This is a genomic window from Arenibacter sp. S6351L, assembly GCF_023016025.1.
Classification (GTDB): domain Bacteria; phylum Bacteroidota; class Bacteroidia; order Flavobacteriales; family Flavobacteriaceae; genus Arenibacter; species Arenibacter algicola_B.
In genome coordinates, this window is sequence record NZ_JALKBB010000016.1 from 48,411 (window position 1) to 68,926 (window position 20,516).

General features: G+C 39.4%; 21 protein-coding genes. 9 read left to right on the top strand and 12 right to left on the bottom strand.

Going from position 1 to position 20,516, the window contains the following annotated elements; genetic code table 11:
• Nucleotides 1–155: 155 nt before the first annotated feature.
• The 4 genes from MWU82_RS13770 to MWU82_RS13785 form a co-directional block, all read right to left on the bottom strand.
• Nucleotides 156–1,127, bottom strand: a complete 972-nt coding sequence (locus MWU82_RS13770; RefSeq protein ID WP_247096802.1) for an NAD(P)-dependent alcohol dehydrogenase — start codon at nt 1,125–1,127, stop codon at nt 156–158.
• Between the two features lie 145 nt (nt 1,128–1,272).
• Nucleotides 1,273–1,713 carry a GNAT family N-acetyltransferase gene (locus MWU82_RS13775; RefSeq protein WP_215947373.1) on the bottom strand — a complete coding sequence of 147 codons (441 nt, stop codon included), beginning with the start codon at nt 1,711–1,713 and terminating at the stop codon, nt 1,273–1,275.
• A 133-nt stretch (nt 1,714–1,846) separates the two neighbouring features.
• Complete coding sequence (locus MWU82_RS13780; RefSeq protein WP_247096803.1) at nt 1,847–2,755, bottom strand: hypothetical protein; 909 nt, start codon at nt 2,753–2,755, stop codon at nt 1,847–1,849.
• 132 nt (nt 2,756–2,887) lie between these two features.
• Nucleotides 2,888–5,221, bottom strand: a complete 2,334-nt coding sequence (locus MWU82_RS13785; RefSeq protein WP_247096804.1) for a helix-turn-helix domain-containing protein — start codon at nt 5,219–5,221, stop codon at nt 2,888–2,890.
• A gap of 139 nt (nt 5,222–5,360) precedes the next feature.
• On the opposite strand from MWU82_RS13785, the gene MWU82_RS13790 reads away from it, so the two are divergent.
• Nucleotides 5,361–6,458, top strand: coding sequence for an adenylate/guanylate cyclase domain-containing protein (locus tag MWU82_RS13790; RefSeq protein ID WP_247096805.1), 1,098 nt, complete (start codon nt 5,361–5,363; stop codon nt 6,456–6,458).
• A gap of 97 nt (nt 6,459–6,555) precedes the next feature.
• Here MWU82_RS13790 and MWU82_RS13795 read toward each other — a convergent pair whose 3' ends face one another.
• On the bottom strand, nt 6,556–7,302 hold the full coding sequence (locus MWU82_RS13795) for a hypothetical protein (RefSeq protein WP_247096806.1): 747 nt from the start codon (nt 7,300–7,302) through the stop codon (nt 6,556–6,558).
• Nucleotides 7,303–7,482: 180 nt separating this feature from the next.
• On the opposite strand from MWU82_RS13795, the gene MWU82_RS13800 reads away from it, so the two are divergent.
• The 8 genes from MWU82_RS13800 to MWU82_RS13835 all read left to right on the top strand — a co-directional run bounded on the left by MWU82_RS13800 (nt 7,483) and on the right by MWU82_RS13835 (nt 16,894).
• On the top strand, nt 7,483–9,327 hold the full coding sequence (locus MWU82_RS13800) for a helix-turn-helix domain-containing protein (RefSeq protein ID WP_247096807.1): 1,845 nt from the start codon (nt 7,483–7,485) through the stop codon (nt 9,325–9,327).
• Nucleotides 9,328–9,516: 189 nt separating this feature from the next.
• The gene (locus tag MWU82_RS13805; RefSeq protein WP_215947368.1) at nt 9,517–10,236 is read left to right on the top strand and encodes a porin family protein; all 720 of its coding nucleotides are present in this window, start codon (nt 9,517–9,519) and stop codon (nt 10,234–10,236) included.
• 57 nt (nt 10,237–10,293) lie between these two features.
• Nucleotides 10,294–10,998 (top strand): DUF4386 domain-containing protein, encoded by a 705-nt coding sequence (locus MWU82_RS13810; RefSeq protein WP_247096808.1) that lies wholly within the window; start codon nt 10,294–10,296, stop codon nt 10,996–10,998.
• Between the two features lie 82 nt (nt 10,999–11,080).
• On the top strand, nt 11,081–12,340 hold the full coding sequence (locus MWU82_RS13815; protein ID WP_247096809.1) for a serine hydrolase domain-containing protein: 1,260 nt from the start codon (nt 11,081–11,083) through the stop codon (nt 12,338–12,340).
• 312 nt (nt 12,341–12,652) lie between these two features.
• Complete coding sequence (locus tag MWU82_RS13820; RefSeq protein ID WP_247096810.1) at nt 12,653–13,543, top strand: SDR family oxidoreductase; 891 nt, start codon at nt 12,653–12,655, stop codon at nt 13,541–13,543.
• A gap of 355 nt (nt 13,544–13,898) precedes the next feature.
• Entirely contained in the window at nt 13,899–14,519 is a 621-nt protein-coding gene (locus MWU82_RS13825; protein ID WP_247096811.1) for a CatB-related O-acetyltransferase, read from the top strand.
• 101 nt (nt 14,520–14,620) lie between these two features.
• Nucleotides 14,621–15,214: a DUF6134 family protein gene (locus MWU82_RS13830; protein ID WP_247096812.1), complete on the top strand. Its 594-nt coding sequence runs from the start codon at nt 14,621–14,623 to the stop codon at nt 15,212–15,214.
• 465 nt (nt 15,215–15,679) lie between these two features.
• Nucleotides 15,680–16,894, top strand: a complete 1,215-nt coding sequence (locus MWU82_RS13835) for a site-specific integrase (protein WP_247096813.1) — start codon at nt 15,680–15,682, stop codon at nt 16,892–16,894.
• Nucleotides 16,895–16,981: 87 nt separating this feature from the next.
• Here MWU82_RS13835 and MWU82_RS13840 read toward each other — a convergent pair whose 3' ends face one another.
• From MWU82_RS13840 to MWU82_RS13870, 7 genes are all read right to left on the bottom strand, one after another.
• Nucleotides 16,982–17,275, bottom strand: a complete 294-nt coding sequence (locus tag MWU82_RS13840; protein WP_069858507.1) for a type II toxin-antitoxin system RelE/ParE family toxin — start codon at nt 17,273–17,275, stop codon at nt 16,982–16,984.
• On the bottom strand, nt 17,275–17,499 hold the full coding sequence (locus MWU82_RS13845) for a type II toxin-antitoxin system ParD family antitoxin (RefSeq protein WP_069858505.1): 225 nt from the start codon (nt 17,497–17,499) through the stop codon (nt 17,275–17,277). The genes MWU82_RS13840 and MWU82_RS13845 overlap by 1 nt, the downstream gene beginning before the upstream one ends.
• Before the next feature lie 195 nt (nt 17,500–17,694).
• On the bottom strand, nt 17,695–18,159 hold the full coding sequence (locus MWU82_RS13850) for a DUF6730 family protein (RefSeq protein ID WP_247096814.1): 465 nt from the start codon (nt 18,157–18,159) through the stop codon (nt 17,695–17,697).
• Nucleotides 18,160–18,177: 18 nt separating this feature from the next.
• The gene (locus MWU82_RS13855; protein ID WP_247096815.1) at nt 18,178–19,047 is read right to left on the bottom strand and encodes a relaxase/mobilization nuclease domain-containing protein; all 870 of its coding nucleotides are present in this window, start codon (nt 19,045–19,047) and stop codon (nt 18,178–18,180) included.
• Nucleotides 19,044–19,361 (bottom strand): mobilization protein MbpA, encoded by a 318-nt coding sequence (gene mbpA / locus MWU82_RS13860; RefSeq protein WP_247096816.1) that lies wholly within the window; start codon nt 19,359–19,361, stop codon nt 19,044–19,046. The genes MWU82_RS13855 and mbpA overlap by 4 nt, the downstream gene beginning before the upstream one ends.
• Before the next feature lie 64 nt (nt 19,362–19,425).
• Nucleotides 19,426–20,292: a toprim domain-containing protein gene (locus tag MWU82_RS13865; RefSeq protein WP_247096817.1), complete on the bottom strand. Its 867-nt coding sequence runs from the start codon at nt 20,290–20,292 to the stop codon at nt 19,426–19,428.
• The gene (locus tag MWU82_RS13870) at nt 20,270–20,452 is read right to left on the bottom strand and encodes a hypothetical protein (RefSeq protein WP_147321421.1); all 183 of its coding nucleotides are present in this window, start codon (nt 20,450–20,452) and stop codon (nt 20,270–20,272) included. The genes MWU82_RS13865 and MWU82_RS13870 overlap by 23 nt, the downstream gene beginning before the upstream one ends.
• Nucleotides 20,453–20,516: the final 64 nt, after the last annotated feature.

The following is a 20,516-nucleotide window of genomic DNA, read 5'->3' on the forward strand; positions in this document are numbered from 1 at the left end:
ATGTAGTTTTCCTTCAACAATGCAGTAAGAATGATGTGGTCTATCTATATAAAACAAAGAAAAAATATCGGTAATAGTCTCAAATACAGTCGTCAAAATCTGGAGCCATCATTTTTTTAAGGATCAAAAAAAAACAATTTCAAAACCAGAGTTCACTACAAGTTAATAACCACATTGCCTTTTTTGCGGCCAGTGTCCACATAGCTGTGGGCTTTGTCAGCTTCATAAAGGGTGTAGCGCTTATCTATGACCAATTTTAGCTTCCCGGCAATCAAAAGATCCGTGAGCTCATTCAACATTTCCCTAAGCTTTGGTACAGCTAAAAGTCCGGTGGCCCCAAACTTTGCCTTTTTGCTACTAAATTTAGAGGTCCACAGCATTTGAAATAGCAGTGGCATACTTAGCACAGGTGAAAGATACATGCCCTTTTCACTGAGTACTTTTTTGCTTTCAGGGAACGAGCTCTTGCCCACAGTATCAAAAATAATATCGTAACTATTAGCTGTATTAGTAAAATCTACCTTTGAATAATCTATGGCATGATCAGCTCCGAGCGATCTTACCAAGTTAAAATTGGAAGAACTGCAAACCGCGGTAACCTCCGCGCCAAGATTTTTGGCCAATTGCACCGCTGCAGTACCTAGACTTCCCGAAGCCCCATTTATAAGCACTCTTTGTCCATTTTCTACATTGGCCATTTCCTTTAAATAATTCCAAGAAGTCAAAGGCCCGTCACACATACAAGCAAGTTCTTCATGAGCTACATTTTTAGGTCTTTTCGCCACTATACCTTCTTCTGAAATACATAAATATTCCGCATTGGCGCCTCCACCAAATATCGACTCCCCAAAAACTTCATCCCCAACTTGGAAACGTTGGACACTGTCCCCAACGGCTTCGATTGTTCCAGAAAAACCAGTACCCGCTATAGGATACTTGGGTTTTGTTAAACCAATAAAAAGTCTACCGTACCACGGCTTCCCTCTACGCATCATGGTGTCTGCCGTGGTTACACTGGCAGCTTTTACCTTTACCAAAATCTCATTTTCTTTGGGTATGGGCTTTGGAATTTCCTGAAGTTGCAAAACCTTGGGTGAGCCATACTTTGTTGTTATGATCGCTTTCATTTTATCATTTTTTATTATGACAAATGTATCCCACACCCCTATGCCAATCGTTCCGATTTAAGAATCGGAACAAAATGTCTTAACGTACCTAAACTAATAAGCATTGCAATTCTTTTCATCTATAGGATAAATAACGATGCTCTTACTATTGTAATTCCATATGCAGAATAGGGTAGGGTTTTCCTGTGGCATCCAATTCCGACCGACGTACTGTTATAAATCCAACATATTTATAAAATTCAACAGCTTGTTCGTTCTGTTCATTTACATCCACCTTATTTACATTCAATTCATGTATGGAGTAAGTCAATAAACTTTTTCCTATTCCCATTCCCCGGTAAGCCGGATGTACAAATAGCATTTCCAGATGCCGGCCTTCCACTCCCATAAAACCGATTATTTCCTTAACCTCATTCCTAATGCACCTTAATTGTACAGCCTTTAAATATTCGTTCAATATCAACGGCTTAAAATAGGCTATATCCTCTTCCCTTAAAAAGTGGTGTGTGGCTCTTACCGAGGCCTCCCAAACCTCAACCACTACGGGGTATTCGGCCTGGGAAATCGTTTCTATTTTATATGACATAAGTATTAATCTTGAAGAGACCCTAAAAATAGTATTTCTGGGCTATGTATTGGATAAGATTTAAAATGAAGGTCCAATTGCTGTATTCTATTGTAGGACATATGAAACCTTTTTTGAGTTATGCGATTATTGGTTATTCACAGGAAGTATTTAATTCTTGGTATTCGGATATTGAAACATTAGGTATGTTCTGTCCACTTTGGATTTTGATACAGTTTAAATTGGGATTTCTATCTACCTTTAAATCTATTAATTCCTGATTGTTGCCCACATCCAGATCTGTAAGTGAATTGCTTGAAATATAAAGGTGTGTTAAACCGGTATTATGTTCAAGATCAATATTCTGAATTTTATTGTCAGAAATCAATAAGGTTTCCAATTCTACATTTGTACTAAAATCTACAGAAGTCAGCTCATTCGTTGTTAGCAATATATTTTTCAGATTTATAGATCTATTGACATCAAAGGAATGTAATAAGTTGTTGCTTATTTTCAATATTTCAAGAGTTTCATTTTCAATGCTAAATTCTTCCAATTCGTTAAAGGATAGGTTTAATTCTTTTAAGTGAGCCGCTTTGGAAAGTCCGTTAATGGCACTAAGCTGGTTAGACTGCACATCCAATAAAACTAAATTGGGGTTGTTACTGATATCAATGTTGGATATATAGTTGCCAGAAAGAACTAAAGTGTCCAACAAAGTATTATGAGTTAAGTCGATACCCGTTATTTCCTGCTGCGTTGCGGATAGCTTCTTCAGCCCCAAAAAGCCTTCAATTCCGGTCAAATCACTTATTACAGCCTCACTTGAAAAATTTAAATCAAGTACACTCACTTCCGACGCGTCTTTCCTCAACATTCTTTGATTTAGGATTCCGTCCGAATCTATACCCTCTTTTATTAAAATAGCTTCAAAACCAGAATCCGGTATGTCCAGATATTGATTTTCGTAAGAGTCTGTATCATTACGGGAGCATGAGGTAATTAAGATGGTAATGATAATTGCTATCTGAATTGCTGTCCCAACGAAAAAATCTTTATACATTTTTAGGTAAAATTATATTAATTGTAAGGTGTTATAAAACCTATATTAATTCTTAAATTAGAATAGTTTTATTTGAGACAAAGATGTATAAAATGTTAGGGCTGGTCGTTCTAGATTACAAATCGGAACCTTTTAAGCCACTATTTTTTTCCAATAAGCACTGGGGGTTGTACCCATTATCTTTTTAAAATAGGTATTAAAGACGGTCTTGGAGTTAAAGCCGCTATCATATGCCAACGCAAGAATGGTGAGATGTCTTTGGGATTTGTCGGCCACCTTGGCCTTAAAAGCTTCCAGACGGTAGGTGTTAACATAGTCTGCAAAATTTTTCCCATACCCTTCATTTAGCAACTGCGATAAATGATTTGAAGGAATTTCCATCATTTCAGCCAAAATCGGAAGTGTAAGGTTGGGGTCCAAGTAGGGCTCCTCTTCCAACATTAACCGATCCAAGTTTTTCTTGTATACCTTGAGCTGCGTTTTATTGAATAACGATTTTTGATATTTCCTTTTGTTGGTCGAATATTGACTGCCCTCCCCCAAAACTTCCCTCCTAAGCTCTTGAAAACGAGGCATTCCGAAAAAGGGCTTTAGAATTGGTTCAACAAAAATGTAAATCATCATTGGCAATCTTTGGGCAACACCTTTTTCTATTAACCTAATGGTTTCCGGTATCTTACCCAACAATGCATTGCACAGAATAAGCAAGTTTATAGCCCTCCCCATAAAATCGGTTTCCAGGGCTACTTCCAACTTGGCTATTCCCTTTTCGGCCTTATCCATATTGCCTAATACCGCATGGGCCATTGTTGTCCCCCCCAGTCTCATGATATCTTCGGTTTCATTCTGTGGCAATTTCTCAAAAAAGGCCAATCCTTCCTTGCCTTTACCCATCAACAACAGTGACTGTCCCCAATACAATGTGGATGTTTTAAAATCTACTTTGAGTTCTACTCCCTTTTCAAAACACTTTATGGCATCATCATATTTTTCTTCGCAGTAATCTATAAATCCCTTCAAATGATAATTTATGGAAGAGAAAGGATCAAGCTGAAGGGCGGTTTCAATATAGGTTCGGGCCGCACCAAAACTCCCTTCGGCTACCAAAGTGGATGCCATACTCGGGTAATAGTCAACAAGTGGTCCCGCTTCATACACTTTGTTTAAATGCTTATAGGTTTCTGGGAGGTCCCAGTTTTGGATAAAGCTTGCATAGGATAGATGTAATTGACATTCCGGTAAATTTTCGTCTATTTCTATGGCCTTGTCCAGAAAAGGCTGTCCCTTTGAAAAGGCCTCATGTAATGGCACAAAGCCTATTGTACCCAACAGGGTGTAGGCCAGATGCATCCCCAGATGGGCCAATGCAAAATCAGGGTAATCCTCTAGAATTCTTTCTAAAATTGACATCCCTGTTTCAATATCGGATTTGCCCATCTTTAAAATATGATACCTGCCTTTTAAATAGCCTTGGTATATATCAATTGGCACTTCGGGGTCTTGGACCAATTGGCCTTCAATTTCAAAATGTCCTATATGTTCCCGCAACCTTTCGGCAATGAGCAGGCTAATTTCATCCTGAACGGCAAAAACATCGTCCAAGGACCTATCAAAAGTCTCCGACCAAAAATGAAAATCATCCTTTACATCTATCAGCTGTGCAGTTATGCGCATTTTATTGTTGGACAAACGTACACTACCCTCCAAGATGGTAGATACATTAAGTTCCTTTCCTATCCGTGCAATGGGAAGATTAACATTTTTAAAGTGAAAGGAAGAGGTTCTTGAAGTTACTTTTAATCCTTTGATTTTAGCAAGGGCGTTTATGATTTCCTCCGTCATGCCGTCACTAAAATATTCGTTGTCCGTATTGGAACTCATATTTACAAAGGGGAGAACAGCAATAGACTTGGGCTCATTTTCAGGGACCTCCATAAGATCGGAACGACTGGGCACCTGTATTCCTTCATTTTTTACCGCAAATACTTCAACCGGTTTAGCAATATTTTTGAGATTAAAATGGCCCAAGGACAAGGTGGGAATATGTGGATGATTTTTAAGCTCATCATTTAGTTTCCCTGATAACAAAATTGAACCTGCAATTCCCAGACTCTCTATACGGGAAGCCATATTTACTCCGTCCCCATAAACTTCCGTTCCATCAAAAACAATATCTCCCAGGTGCAACCCTACGCGAAGCGGCACCGCGTTTTCCTTTTGCAAGGCCTTTTGTATAGCTATGGCGCATTCCACTGCCTCCAACCCACTGGAAAAAACGCTCAGGGTTCCGTCGCCATAATATTGTAGGATATCCCCATTATGAAGTTTATGATTTTTTTCGAACTCCTGTCTATGACGGGCACGCATTTCCGCTGCGGCATTTTCATCCCTCTGCATCAGAGCAGTGTAGCCAACAATATCGGTAAACATTATGACTGCAATACGGCGGTTTTTATTGCTTGGCATTAGTTTTTGGTCTTAGATTTTATTGCTTATAAAGACAACTCATTTCAAAAGTACAATAATTTGCAATAAACCATTTTAAGGGACAATATCAAAAAAGACATTAACTTTACGATGGTTTTCCAAGAGTTTATTTTTCTGTATGCCCTTAAAATTACCTACCAAAGTTAAAAGAAACCTTTCCCGAATAATCCCGTTCGGAATTATTTGGCTAGTATCTGGTTGGGTATTTTGGATCGTGGAGCAAGCCGCAGCGGGCAACTCCGATCAGGACCAATCCTCCAGGATTGCCATGAATTTTGAGGTATTCCTCTTTTCCAGCGCTGCCCTCATGATTGTTGGACTGCTCATTGGGACCATAGAACTCCTATATCTAAACCAAGTTTTTTCAAAAAAAAGTTTTACCAAGAAGATCGTATACAAAACCATATTTTACATTTTGTTGCTGTTGATCATTACTTCCATCACCTATCCTATAGCCAAGAGTTTGGAATTGAACACTTCTATTTTTGATAAACGCGTTTGGGATATTTTTTGGGAATACTGGACCAGCATCACCCATTTAAGTACGGACATACAGCTGGCTACCTCCCTTTTAATATCCCTATTTTACTCCGAGATAAGCGAGAATATTGGGCATGGGGTATTAATGAATTTCTTTACAGGAAAGTATCACACTCCAACTGAAGAATTAAGGATATTTATGTTCTCCGATATGAAATCTTCCACCGCAATAGCGGAGCAATTGGGCCACATTAAATATTTTGAATTGTTAAAAGAGTATTACTCTGATTTTTCCGAAGCTATAATTAAACATTCAGGGGAAATATACCAATATGTGGGGGACGAAATCATTATCTCATGGAAATATGAGGCCGGTATTGTAAACAACAATTGTATCAAATGTTTTTTTGCCATGAAAAAGGACCTTCACAAAAGGGCAGAATGGTATTCCTCCAACTACGGCATTACACCTACCTTTAAAGCGGGATTTCACTATGGCAAGGTAACCACAGGGGAAATAGGTGAGCTGAAAAAGGAAATTATATTCACGGGCGACGTCCTCAATACCACCGCTAGAATTCAGGGGCTCTGCAACCCATTAAATGTAGACATCCTAATTTCCGGGGATTTGTACCAAAGCCTACCCCTTGAACCGGAATTCAAAATACAATCCTTGGGCAAAAACGAACTGAAAGGAAAAGAGCAAAACATGGAATTGTTCACTATAACAGATTAAGAACAGCACAACATTAGCAGCTAATAAATATTACTCTAAATTTTGGCAGCTTTATCATTTATGTGCCCCATATTTTCTTATCCATGCTACAAACCAACTAATCCAACGGTAGAAATGTTAAGCCTATAAAAAGCAAATTAGTACCCATATGAACAAATAAAGGATATTTAAACCCAAAGCTGAGTCGAGTATATCCGGCAATGGTGGCACTAAACAACTGGGGTAAGGTTATAATGGGAAGTAACAGTACATTGGTCAGGTTCAATGCAAAATTAAAAATATGCAACCAGGCAAACAGCACACAGGAAAGGTAATAAATCCACCTAATATTATTCTCCCATAAAACAGCTAGCTTTTGGGCGATTTTTTTTCTATACATTAAGGCATATGCAATTACACCAAGAAACAGGGACAGCAACACCCGGGTATAAAAAGTTTCATCCACTAGGCTCAGGTTGGTTTTGTATATGGCTTTTGTAAGCAAGTAATAAGATAGTGACACAAAAGTAAGAGCTGCATATAGCGGTCTAAACTTTAGACTTAACCTAAAGCACACCTCTTCATAAAGGGGTAGAATTACACCCCCCATCAACAGGTACACTAAAGGAGTAAACCTATTCGCCATATTGGCATCCGTGATATTTTTTGGCTCATAAAAAATAGCCAATACATTCGCGACCAATAGAGAAAAGACCAGTTTAATAAGGAACAATCCCAAGGTGTCGTAAATTTTATTCCTGACAGTTAGATCTTTCAAGGTTAGATACCGTGGTTGAAATATAAACCGTGTTAATTCCTTTATCAATCTCAAATAAAATTTAGGTCGTACAAAAGGATAATTCATAAGGTATATTTTTAGTGTTCCGCACTATTTTACAAGTGCAAGTTAGCCAGCTATATACCCTTAAAAGTTCCGATTATCACTAAAAGGTTCTGATTTTCAATTATGTCTTGATTTCCATAAACAGTTCCTGGATATAACCCTTTCCGAGCCAATAAAAACGGGATACTTTTAGATTAAAATTTGTATTTTAGATTTCATTTTTTCGATTTAACAAACAACCCCGGCCAGCGAGTGCAAACCTCTTTTAATCCGAAGTCTATTGCTGTACTACCTTTTTTAAACATTGGAAGGGAAGAAAACGAGTACTTTTCGGACGGAATTACGGAGGAAATCATCAATGCGCTGACCAAAGTCCGGGATCTAAAGGTAACTGCAAGAACATCTTCCTTTTACTACAAGCAAAGAAATATGGATGCCCGTCTCATAGGCAATGAGCTTGGAGTTGAAACATTGCTTGAAGGAAGTGCAAGGATTGTAAATGATCGGGTAAGGATTACCGCGCAATTGATACGTACGGATACCGGTTTTCATATCTGGTCCGAGAATTTTGACCGCCACCTTTCCGATATATTTGAACTACAAGATGAGATTAGCTTGCTCATTGCCGACAAGATTCGGGAGAACTTTGGGCACTTTGATGTGCAGGAACATTTAATCGAAGCCCCTACCAAAAATATTGAAGCATACAAGCATCTTCTAAAGGGCCGTGAATTGCGCATGCGCTGGAACGCCCATGATGTCAGGGATGCCATCCCCTATTTTGAACAGAGTATAACACTGGACCCGAGCTACGCCGACGCCCATTTTGAAAAAGGTTGGTGCTTGGGAATGCTGGCCAGTTGGGGCTATGTGAAAAAGGATGAAGGACTCCTGGAAGCCAATCGGCACATTGATACGGGGCTGCAATCGAATCCCAACTCCGCCATGGGACATTATGTTAAGGGCACCATAAGTTTTTGGGGCTATTGGAACTATAAGGATGCCTTTGAGCATTTACAATTGTCCCTTGAAATAAACCCTAATTCCTCGGAAGTACGTGATGCTATGGCAGACGGCTTCTCTGCATTGGGAATGATAGACGAAGCCTTGGCCAATAACGAAATGGCACTGCGTATTAACCCCCTATCCGCCAACCTATATTTCACCCAGGGCAACATGATCTATTTTAAAAGGAACTACAAAGATGCCATTGTTCTTTTTGACAAGGCTTTATCATTAAATCCACATTTACCGTTGGCATTGGAAATGAAGGCTGCATCCCTAATTTTGGACCGGCAGCCAGATGTATTGGCAGCGTTTGTAGAAAACACCCCGCAGTTGGAGCGACCCAATACGTACAGGGCTATTTACGACCTTATGCACCAGGAAAATGTTTTTAATATTCCCAAAAAAGAGGTCGAAAAAGAGTTTCAGGAAGCCTCTGCAGTAAGTCTTCGTGCTTGGGACCTATATTACGAGGTTTATAATGGCAATCATGAAATTGCCCTGGACATGCTTGATAATCGAATAAAAGAGAGGTCTGGACAATTGTTCAATTTTAAAAACGATCCCTTTTTGGAACCTTTACGTGCATACAGGCAATATAAGGATATAGAGGATTCGGTATTTCAAATCCTGGATTTGCCAGAATTTATTTTGGAGCCCAAAAGCCCCGTAGCTTCATCCCCTTTTGACAGTGGTCAAATTGAGCATTATTCCGAGGTCTTGGAACTACTTATGCACCAAGAAAAGCTATTTATTGACCCAGAACTAAACTTAAAACAACTGGCCGCCAATGTGGGGCTGCACCCCAACAAACTTTCATGGCTGTTGAACAACCATTTCGGAAAAAATTTCAACGATTTTATAAATCAATTCCGGATAAAAGAGTTTCAACAAATGGCCATAGACCCTGCCAATAAAAACCTGACCCTACTTGGCCTGGCCTACGACAGTGGTTTCAATTCCAAAACCGTCTTCAATACCTTCTTTAAAAAAGAAACCGGCATGACCCCTAAGCAATGGGTAAAACAGAGGATGCCCTAAATTTCGAGTACAGATTAAAAAGATAAGGGTACCTGGAAAAACACTACTCTTACAATACCACTTTTAACGGAAGCGAAATAAACAAGTTCCAAATTTTACCCAAATAGTTCGGAATCATAAGTACGGGCGTTTGGCACCCACTACATTTTCATCTTTGCCCCACAATTAATCTTTAAAACAATCACAAAGATGAAAAAGCAATTAGTAGTCATCATTACAATGGGCTTATTTATAATAAAAACCACGGCCCAAGAGACTTTTATGGATGTAGTGATCAACTATACCCCAACAAGTCTTAATTATGGGGACAACAACAAAGAACTTAAGGATTTCAAAAAGGGGTATTGGGGCCTTCAGGCCGGAGCCTCATTCCAAGCTGGAATCAGTGAGTACTTCTCTTTGGTACCGGAGCTGTACTTTGTAATGAAAGGAGGACGTTTGGAAAATAATAACCCCCTTACCGGCCAGGAAACCAAGATCAGGTTCAACACCCTGGATCTACCAGTGATGGCTCGTTTGCATCTGTGCAACCTATATGTAAACGCGGGACCGGTAATTAGCTATAACATCAGCGGTCGATTAAAAACCGAGAGCAATGAACTCCTGCCCGGAGGTAAGTCCAAAATGGAATTCGGTTCGGAACTGGGTACCTATAGTCGCTGGGATGCCGGCTTACAATTTGGTATGGGCTATGAGTTCAAGTTTAAAAAATCGAGACTCCTACTGGATCTACGCTACCATTATGGCATGGTGGACATAGGCAACGGGGCCGACATGTATAACCGCTATTTTAATATGAATATCCTGCTTTCCAAAAAATGGAAAAAAAATCCATTAGAAAAGAAAAAGAGCCGGGACCTTGTCTTTTGGGAGGCATATGATGAGCAATTGGCCAATCCGTTGAAATAAAATTAGTGCTATTTATTCGTCATCAATCCTACACAAAATCTTTTAATACTTCCCACTATGTTAAACAATAAAAGGATGGCCCTAATTGCGGGGACACTTTACCTTACGGTTATCATCTGCGGCATTTTCGCCGAAAAATATGTCCGGTTCACATTGGTAAATTTAACCAATGCCGCCGAAACCGTAAGGAACATCAAGGACAATGAAATGCTCTTCCGAATGGGTTTTGTTGCAGATCTAATAATGCAATTAGCTTATTTTCTGCTGCCCATGGCATTGTACCAATTGTTCAAAAAAACAAGTCGTGCTATGGCCGGTCTTATGGTCCTGAGCGTAACGGTGGCCGTAGCCATTATGTGCATCAATATGCTTAACCATTATGCCCCCTTGCTGTTATTGAATCCAAATGGGTATAGTGCATCATACGGTGCAGAACAGATTAATAGTTCCGTTCTGTTCTATTTGGAGATGCATAATAAAGGATATCACATTGCCCAGTTGTTTTTTGGACTTTGGCTGCTACCACTAGGCTATTTGGTTTTTAAATCGGATAGGTTTCCCAAAATTATAGGGATATTCTTGATCGTAGGCTGTTTTAGCTATCTATTGGATTTCATGTTCTATTTTCTTCTTCCCGAAAAAAGCAGCGCTTTATCCGAATATATAACCGCTCCGGCCGACCTTGGAGAATTTTCCCTATGCTTATATCTATTGATCCAGGGTGCAAAAGGAACCAAAGTAAACAACCAAAAGAAGTCCTGAATAATAATCCAGAACGAATGGCAAGAAGCGGTACCGCATCTTTGCCAAGTAAAAAAATATAAATCTAAAAAATCATAGTATAATGACAACTTTATCCAGAATCCTACTACTATCAATTCTAAGTTTAATCCTTTCGTTAACATCCTGCTCCACTAATGATATCGAAGCAACCACTCCAGAACCTTCCTCAATTAAAAACGCGGCCGATTTAAATGCTTACCTAGGGGAACTAGTACAAACTTCCTCTATGCCCGGATTGGCCATCAGTATAGTAAAAGGCAATAGTATTGTTTATCAGGAGTCCTTTGGCTATGCTAATATTCAGAATCAGGTAGCCTACACCAATGAAACCATAAATTCTATTGCTTCCGTAAGCAAGACCTTCGTAGGAACTGCAGTGGCCAAGGCCATTGAACAGGGGTATTTCACCTTGGAAACCGATATAAAGGATATCTTGCCGATCCAACTTATTAATCCTAAACAACCGGATGGGATCATCAAAATAAAACACTTGGTTACCCATACCTCCGGTCTATTGGATACCCCAGAGGTTTATTTGGCCCACAATTACCATATTATACCTGGTGAGGATATTGCCACTGCCGGTGCCGGCCTCCTAATGGACGAAGTTGGAATAGAACAAAGAGAAACTTTTACCTTGGAAGAATTTCTGGCTAACTATTTCCTGGAAGATGGTGATCTTTACAGTTTGGATAATTTTGCCGACACGCCTCCAGGAAGTACCTGGAACTACTCCAATTTGGCTACCGGCCTAACCGGGTATATCATTGAAACGGCAACGGGACAATCCTTTGATGATTATGTAAAAGAAAATATTTTGCAACCTCTGCAAATGAATGCTTCCACTTATAATATTTCGGAAATCAATACCCACGAAATGGCCACGCGATATATAAATGAGGACACCCCGCTACCAGTTTACGCCAATGATTCCTATCCAGAGGGAAGCATGTATACCACCAATAAAGACATGGGAAAGTATCTTTTGGATATGGCAAAGGGTATTAAAGGGGAATCCACGGTCTTATTTTCCAAAGACTCCTATGGACTCCTCTTTGCCCCTCAATTGGCTGCAGGGACAGTGCCTCAGGATTTTGCAGAAAACCATGGGTTATTCTGGTATTTCCAAGATGGAAAGGCCTTACATGGAGGTAACAGTTTTGGGATCTCCACACATATGGAAATAGATCAAAATGGTAATTCAGGATATGTTTTGATGACCAATATGGATGCCTCCTTCAGCGGCAACATACAAGATTACATTGCCGTTAAAGAAAAAGTAACCACAGCCATAACCGAGTTTTTGGATTCCATTGAATAAGTTAAGGCCGCCATTGTCATTATTTTAAAAAAAACAAATACCCTTGACTAACCTGAAGTAGTCTTTATAAATGGACACGTTTTGGACAACGATCAACAGGAGGCATTCTTAGAAAATGCTAACCTTAGAAACAATTACTGGGCTACGATTATTTGGCTGTCGGAAGGGATTCCATTCCAATAAAATGGCATCTGGCAAATAGTTCCAAATCATAATTTGGAACGACCCGTCATGAGTTACCTATTACTTTTAATCTATAAATTATTATAGTGAACCCGATAGTCACGGACTATGAACTTTGAAAATATAAAAATGCAACACTACGAAATAAAAAAAACGATCCTATTGGCGGGAGCCACCGGATATTTGGGAAATTATATTACCAAGGAATTGATTTCCAGAAATATTGACACAAAAATTATAGTAAGAAAACCGGGCAAGATAATTGACATGGCCTTAAAACTGGCAGAGATTATCCAAGCCGAAGTTACACGCCCGGAAACATTAAGGGGGCATTTCCACGGGGTGGATACCGTTATTTCCACAGTAGGAATTACTCGCCAAAAAGACGGACTCACCTACATGGACGTAGATTATGGGGCCAATATGAACCTGTTGGAAGAAGCAAAAAGGGCAGGCGTAAAAAAGTTTATTTACGTATCCGTGATTAATGGACAACTACACAGAAACCTAAAATTGGTGGAAGCCAAGGAAGCCTTTGTAGATCAACTTATGGCATCGGGGCTAGACTACGCCATAATACGTCCCAATGGTTTCTTTTCCGATATGTGCGACTTTCTAAAGATGGCGGAAAAAGGAAGTGTTTATATTTTCGGGAAAGGAAAAAAGAAGTTCAACCCCATACATGGTGCCGATCTGGCCCAGGTTTGTGTTGATGCCATTAATTCCAACAAGAAGGAGATTGCGGTGGGCGGACCCGATATCCTCACCCATTACGAAGTTGCAGAAATGGCTCTTTTAACCGCCGGAAAGCCCATCAATATTATTCATGTACCCCATTGGTTGCGAAAATCCATACTATGGATTATGAGGACTTTTACCTCCTCCAAGACCTATGGTCCGATCGAATTTTTCCTCACCCTTATGGCAGAAGATGCCATAGCACCTAGGTACGGCAGTCACAGATTACCCCTCTTCTTTCAGAACGAAATGGATACTATAAAAAAAAGAACAAATGCGTAATTATCAATTTTGGGGACTATCGTCGTTGTCACAGCCATATGCATATGCCTAATGTTAGATCTACATCAGACAAAAACCATTAGGGATTACCTCCATTATTTGTACTTTAGTCTTTGGCAAGTATAATTCCAATTTTAATTTATGTCCTTAGGCTTAGTTTATGTATTTCCTCATGGTCAGATATCCTAGGCAAAGCCGCCTCCCAAAATTATAATTTATAGATTATTGGCAATTACTTCAATTAGCTTAATCTGGGTTAAATTTTTTTTAAAAATTTAAAAAATATCGACCCTTTGCACTACATTTAGCGCTGCTTTAGGCATATCTTTCAGTTATTTACCAAATTTAAAGTCCTATGAACGCACCTGATAAAAACAATCCGTTTCCCTTAGAAAATTACGATCGACTTTGTTTTTTAAAGAACATTGTAAAGAACCCCAATATACTTGTTGGCGACTATACCTATTACGATGATTTTGAGGATGTGGCCAATTTTGAGAAAAATGTAAAATATCATTTCGACTTTGTAGGAGACAAGCTCATTATTGGAAAGTTTTGTATGATTGCCTCCGATGTGACCTTTATCATGAATGGGGCCAATCATTTAAGCAGTTCCATATCTTCCTATCCATTCGCCATTTTCGGTAAGGCTTGGAGCCACGCCATGGACGGTAAGGGCTATCCTTCAAAAGGCGATACAATAATCGGCAATGACGTTTGGATTGGTTATAATGCCACCATAATGCCGGGAATTACAATTGGCGATGGGGCCATAATTGCCAGTAATACCACGGTGACTAAAGATGTAGAACCCTATAGTATTGTGGGTGGCAATCCTGGTCAGTTGATCCGAAAACGTTTTTCAGAAGCTGATATTGTGAAATTATTGGAGCTAAAATGGTGGGATTGGCCTATTGAAAAGATTACAGCCAATGTAGAAAAACTTACAGATTCCCTTTTAGGTGAATTGGCATAAATGCACCTGTGCATCCGAGGTTGAGCAACGTATTAATACAAGTAATATATACTTATAATTTTAAAACCTAATTTTGCAGCGTCAATTTAATTTTAATAAATATGATACGTCTGCTTTTATTGGTTGGCCTAATAGTTTGTACTGCCACAAATCCAATTGCACCCAACACATCAAAATATTTTGATATAGTACTAAAGGATAAAATAGTCGGTACTTTAAAAGTGAGTCAAAACACCAAGGACTCAACAATCTATTATCATAGTTCAACGGTTATAAAAACCAGGCTCATCAAAGACATTGAAGTAGATTATAAATATGATGTTACCTTTAATGATATGGTGCTAAAAAAAGCCAATGTCCAAATTACAGTAAATGATAAGCCACATTCCAAAACAACTACACTATGGAAAAATGGGTATTATCAGATTACCAAAAACAACAATGAGGAAAACACCCTTACGGAACCAATCGACTACACCACCATACTATTGTATTTTCAAGAACCTGTTGATATAGATCGTTGTTATTCCGAACAGGACGGGAGTGTAAACCATATTGTAGCTCTTGGAAACCATACTTATAAAAAAATTAATTCACAGGGAAAGGAGAATACCTATTATTACAATAATGGAATTTTAAAAAAAGCGGTTATCGATGGCGGAATTGTAAGTTTTGATATGATTGCAAGGGAATAGATCATTATTATTTTGGTTACAGTATTTTCTACTTGTCCAAACTTATAAACAAAAAAACTCCTCATTTCTGAAGAGCTATTACTCAGTACAGGTCCTTCGGCGTAACTTGTATTGCGCGCAGTCGAAATGCTCAGGATAAACTCCGAGACTTCCCGCCCATGGCGGGACAGGCTTCTCGTCTCTCCTACCTCAAAACCATAGACCACAAAAAAAGCTCCTCATTTCTGAAGAGCTTTTTACTCAGTACAGGCGGAGAGACTCGAACTCTCACACCTCACGGCACTAGATCCTAAGTTTGCTAATTATTAAATCAAATTGCAACAAAAAAAACCAAACTATTTCATTTTCAGTGTATTATACTGAATGTAATAAAATTTAATATCATTTAATATCAAATGATATCGCCAAATGTTGTACCTATGTTGTACCTGAAATTTTATTATCTTTAAAAATAGAGATTCTAAAATGGCATCATTAGCGACAATAACTTTAAGAAAAAAACCTAATAAAAGAGGGTTATTTCCCTTATCTATTAGGGTTACTAAAAATCGCAAATCCAGTTATATTTACCTTGGGCACTACTTAGACCTAAAATATTGGGACGAGAACAGAAAATGCGTTAGAAAATCACATCCGAACGCAGTTTACTTAAACAACCTCATTGCTACAAAGTTGGCCGAAACCAGCAAGATTTTGCTAAAATTGCAGACCAATAATAGTGATATCACACCACTACAAATTAAAGATGAAATAATTTATAAAGATAAGGGAAAATCATTTTTCGAGATTGCCGATATGCATTTAAAAGAATCTATTGCCAATAAAAAATTCTCCAGAATATCTGTAGAAAGGGCATATATCAATCACCTTAAAAGATATTCAAAATCCAAGGCATTAATCTTTCAAGATATTGACGAGAAATTTTTGAAAGATTATAAAACACATCTAATAATCGACAAATCACTTTCCGAACGTACTGTAGTTAATCATTTTGTATTTATAAGACTTATTTTCAATAGGGCCATCCGAAATGGAATTGTGGATAGAAAGTTCTATCCATTCGGTATAGGAAAGATCATCATCAAATTTCCAGAATCTAGAAAAATAGGATTGACCATAGACGAGATTCTTGCTATTGAAAATTTGGACAATTTAAGCCCGGAAGAGGAACATGCAAGAAACGTATGGTTATTTAGTTTCTATTTAGCAGGTATACGGATAGGAGACGTATTAAAAATACGATGGAGCGATATCTACGACGGTCGATTGCATTATACGATGAGTAAAAATTCCAAAATAGTTTCCCTAAAGCTTCCGGAAAAGATCCAACCTATTTTGGAGACTTACCTAAAATATAAAGATGGTGCAGATGACTTTGTTTTTCCTGAGCTTAAAGTTTCAGACCCTAAGAACCCCGAAGACATTTATATCAAAATTAAGACGGCCAATAAACGCCTTAACAGGCAATTAACCAATATTGCTTCTCACGCAAAAATCAGTAAAAAACTTACTATGCACATAGCTAGACATAGTTTTGGTCAAATTGCTGGCGATACAGTACCCGTGCAACTATTACAAAAATTATATAGACACTCATCTGTAACAACAACAATGATGTATCAATCCAGCTTTATAAGTACCGAAACGGATAGAGCCCTTGAAAATATTGTGAATTTTTGATTCAACTACCTGAAATAGCGACACAGCTCTATATTGGTGGGATGTGATATGTAACAGATACTAGGCTAACTTTGTTTGGTCACAATCTTACTTTAAGAATCTTACCAAATCCCTTCCACCATATAGTACCCGAACAATTCTAATATGATTCTCTAATATTCTATAGAATATTATGTGGGAAACGTAAGGGAGGCTAAATAGTCCTTCCTTAATTTCATTCCGTTTTTTGCCAATACCTGGGTTTTCTGCCAAGAGCACAAAGTATTCTTCCATTTGAATTAAATAAGATATCGCTTGGGCCTTGCCAAATTTGTATTCTCCAAATTCAAAGATTTCCTCGATGTCGTTTTCTGCCTCTTGCGCAAGAACGTATTTGGACATTAGGCTTTTCTTTTTGAAGCTATAATTTCTTGCATGGATCTTTGGCTATCAGGACCGTCCCAACCTTTCTCGATTTCCTTTCTTAAATCTCGAATTACTTTTTCCCGATATATGCTATGAAGTCTTAGGGCGTCCCTAATAACCTCACTGTTGTTTTGGTATTCCCCGGATTGAACCTGTTCAGAGATATACTCCTCTTGCTTCTTTGTGAAACTAATATTCATGACTTATATTTTTTAAAAGTAAAGATAATAAATTTATCCATATGTGTCAAATATGGATAATACAGTTTTTGATTTCACATTGATTTAATGGTGCTAAACTTCCCAAATCTTACAAAAACTTTGCGCATGGATCCTGATTCGATTTTATAGCGTTCCGGGGGATAAGCGTTAAATAAAATCGAATTAGGGCGCAACCTACTTTTGACCTGGCTTTACTTCTTTTCTGGACCATATCAAAAAGTCCTTGTAGATATCGGGATGCTCTTTAAAATAGCTATTCAGTTCCGTTGGATTGGCTGCTTTTCCCTGTTCGAAAGCCTTCTCCTTTTCTTCTTCGAACTGTACCACCTGGTAGCCCAAATAGCCCGAAATGGATAAAGAAATAATTAATATCAAACTGACCATGAACAATAGCCATTCAGGGATGATCTGCGACTTTTTCAACTGCTCCCCTATTTGGTTGGTTCTTGTATCCTGCCCTTGGAAATGATGTTCCTGCGTTCTCTTGAGTACCTCCAGTTCATTTCTTATTAGGGAAATATCCTGTACCGTTTCCGAACTGGTCAATTCCTTGCTTAGCAGTTCCAGTTTCACCAACATCTGTTTCATTTCTTCCAGTTCGTCCGTCAATAGTTCCGTAATCTCGTCCAACTTTGCCATATTATTTTCGTTTTATTATTAGTATCCTATCTCGAATCCCGCACTTTTTTGGATTGCCTGTTTGATGGCCTGTTTTGCCAACTTTAGAGCGATATTCCCACTGAGCTGAGTGGCCCTTCCCATTAGGCTGACTGTATTGACCTTGTTCTTGACGAAGCCCTTACCTGCCTGTTCCCCTATCCCCATCAACAATCTACTGCCCGACATGGAACGGTGCACCTCGCTCCCCTTTAGGCTGTGTCCCTTAAATTCAAACCGAAATCCCTGTAATCGGTTCGACTTGTTGATACTGGGAACAACATTTATATCCTTTTCTCCCATTAATCTGATGTACCGGTCCAGGTCCTGGGGGCGGTGTTCGGCCATGACCTTTTCATGGACCTGTTTGATCTCAAATCGTATAAGTTTGATCCGGTCCAATTTTTCCTGTTGCACCTCCCTTGCCGTGGTCAGCCCCATTTCCTTGGCAACATTTTCCGCAGCCTGCTGGCTCCTCTTTCCGATAAAACTGTCGTTATAGGCCCTACCGTTAAAATCGATGCGGTTTACGTACAAATGGACATGGGTATGTTGTTGGTCCCTGTGTACAAAGCCGATGGCCTGGTGCTCCTGTAGTTTCATTTCCTTGAGGAACTTTTCAGTTATCTCGCCAAGCCCTTTGGAATCAAGTTCCTTTCCATCCTCTATGGTAGGGCTGAGGACAAAGCTCAGGGTATTGTTGGTGCACCTGGTATTCTGATCTTGGATGATCTTGAATTCCGCCGTAATCTCCTTTGGAGTTTCCCCAGCCAGATGTTTGGAATAAACTACCTCCGCATCCTTTTCCTGGTTCCAGCCATATTGCATGGAAGCCCTGGTGTGCGATATCGATTTTCCCTTGCCTATCATTTTTTGAAATTTTTGAGGTGGTCCCGTATTTCCTCGGCCAGCTTTGTGACCTCTTCCGCCAGTTTGGGATTTCGTTTTCGGAACATGTTCCCGATCAGCTTAAAGTTTGTTGCATACTGGATCAGCATCTTATAGATGTCTATCTGTTCCTCCGTCAAGCGTTCGATGATCCTGTCCCCGAAAGCAGCACGACGGCAATATTCGCTTACGCTCAGACCGCTCTTTTTGGCCTTGATCCTTAGCAGTTTCTTCTCGAATAGGGAACAGCGGAATTTGATATAGGTCCTTTTCATTTTTTGTTTCTTTGCAACCATCGGGAGCAAAGCAAGATCGTCTTTGTGGCAACAAAGACACATCTTGAATTCCTTCCCCGACGGGTCATAGTTTTTTGGACATCAACCATGCGTTCACATCCTTAAAATCCTTGTACAAGTTTGACATGTCCCTGCATTTTGGGCTCTGTTCCATCAATAATTTTGTGGCACTTTTCCCTGCTTTGTCATTGTCCAGATAGAGTGCTATGGATTGATAGCGCTTAATTACTCCGGGTATTTTTTCCACAAATGCCAGGGAGTTCAATATCAACAAGTCATTCTTTTCCATTAGGTTTTTATCCCGTTCCAACAGGCTCAACATGTCGAACATGCCCTCTGTAACTATCAATCTGCGGTTACCGTTCTTTATGTAGGTGATGTCCTTTGGGGAGCTGGAGTTCTTATAGTATTTGTTCCGAAGCTCCCAACCTCCTGAATCATTCTTCAATCCGATGGCGAAAAAGTTTCTGCCCCGAAGGATGTAATGGACCTCCTGGCAAAGTTTGGCTGCCGTGGAAACAGGGATTTTGCGTGAGTTAAGATAACCGATCAATCCAAAATGTCCAATGGGTCGTGCGTAGCGGACCCGGATACCGCTTGCATTTTGTTCGGGAATTAATGGCCGCTGCTGAAAAGAAAAAGAGATCTGGCCGTTCTCCAACCAATCCAAGGTTTCCTTAACCGATGATCCGTTTATAATACAGACCAGGTCGATCACATTGCCCCCTCTCCCGGCCCCATGATCGTACCATCTATTGAGTTCCTTGGACACCTTGAAAGAGGCTTGATCCTCCGGCCTGAAAGGACTTAGGAACCAAGCTTCTTTTTCCGTCGATCTGGCAGGAAAGTGCCCGAGTTTTGCCAGCGCCTTCTCGATGGGAAAGGCTCGGGCTGTTTCACACCTCGTCCTAAATGTTCTCTTTTTGTGCATTTCTTGTCTTTTGGTCCCATTTCCCATCATCATTCTTTTTTGATGACAAAATGATGACAAAACGATGACGGCCCAACCCCCCGTCTTTATTGACACGAACTCTATCTGTCATCGTTTCATCAAAAAAAAGTATAAATAGAGGGGTGTTTTTTCTTTTCATTGGCAATTTTTTTGGCAAATGATGACAGACCCACCGCATCGCCCATGGACATTACGTTTCACCC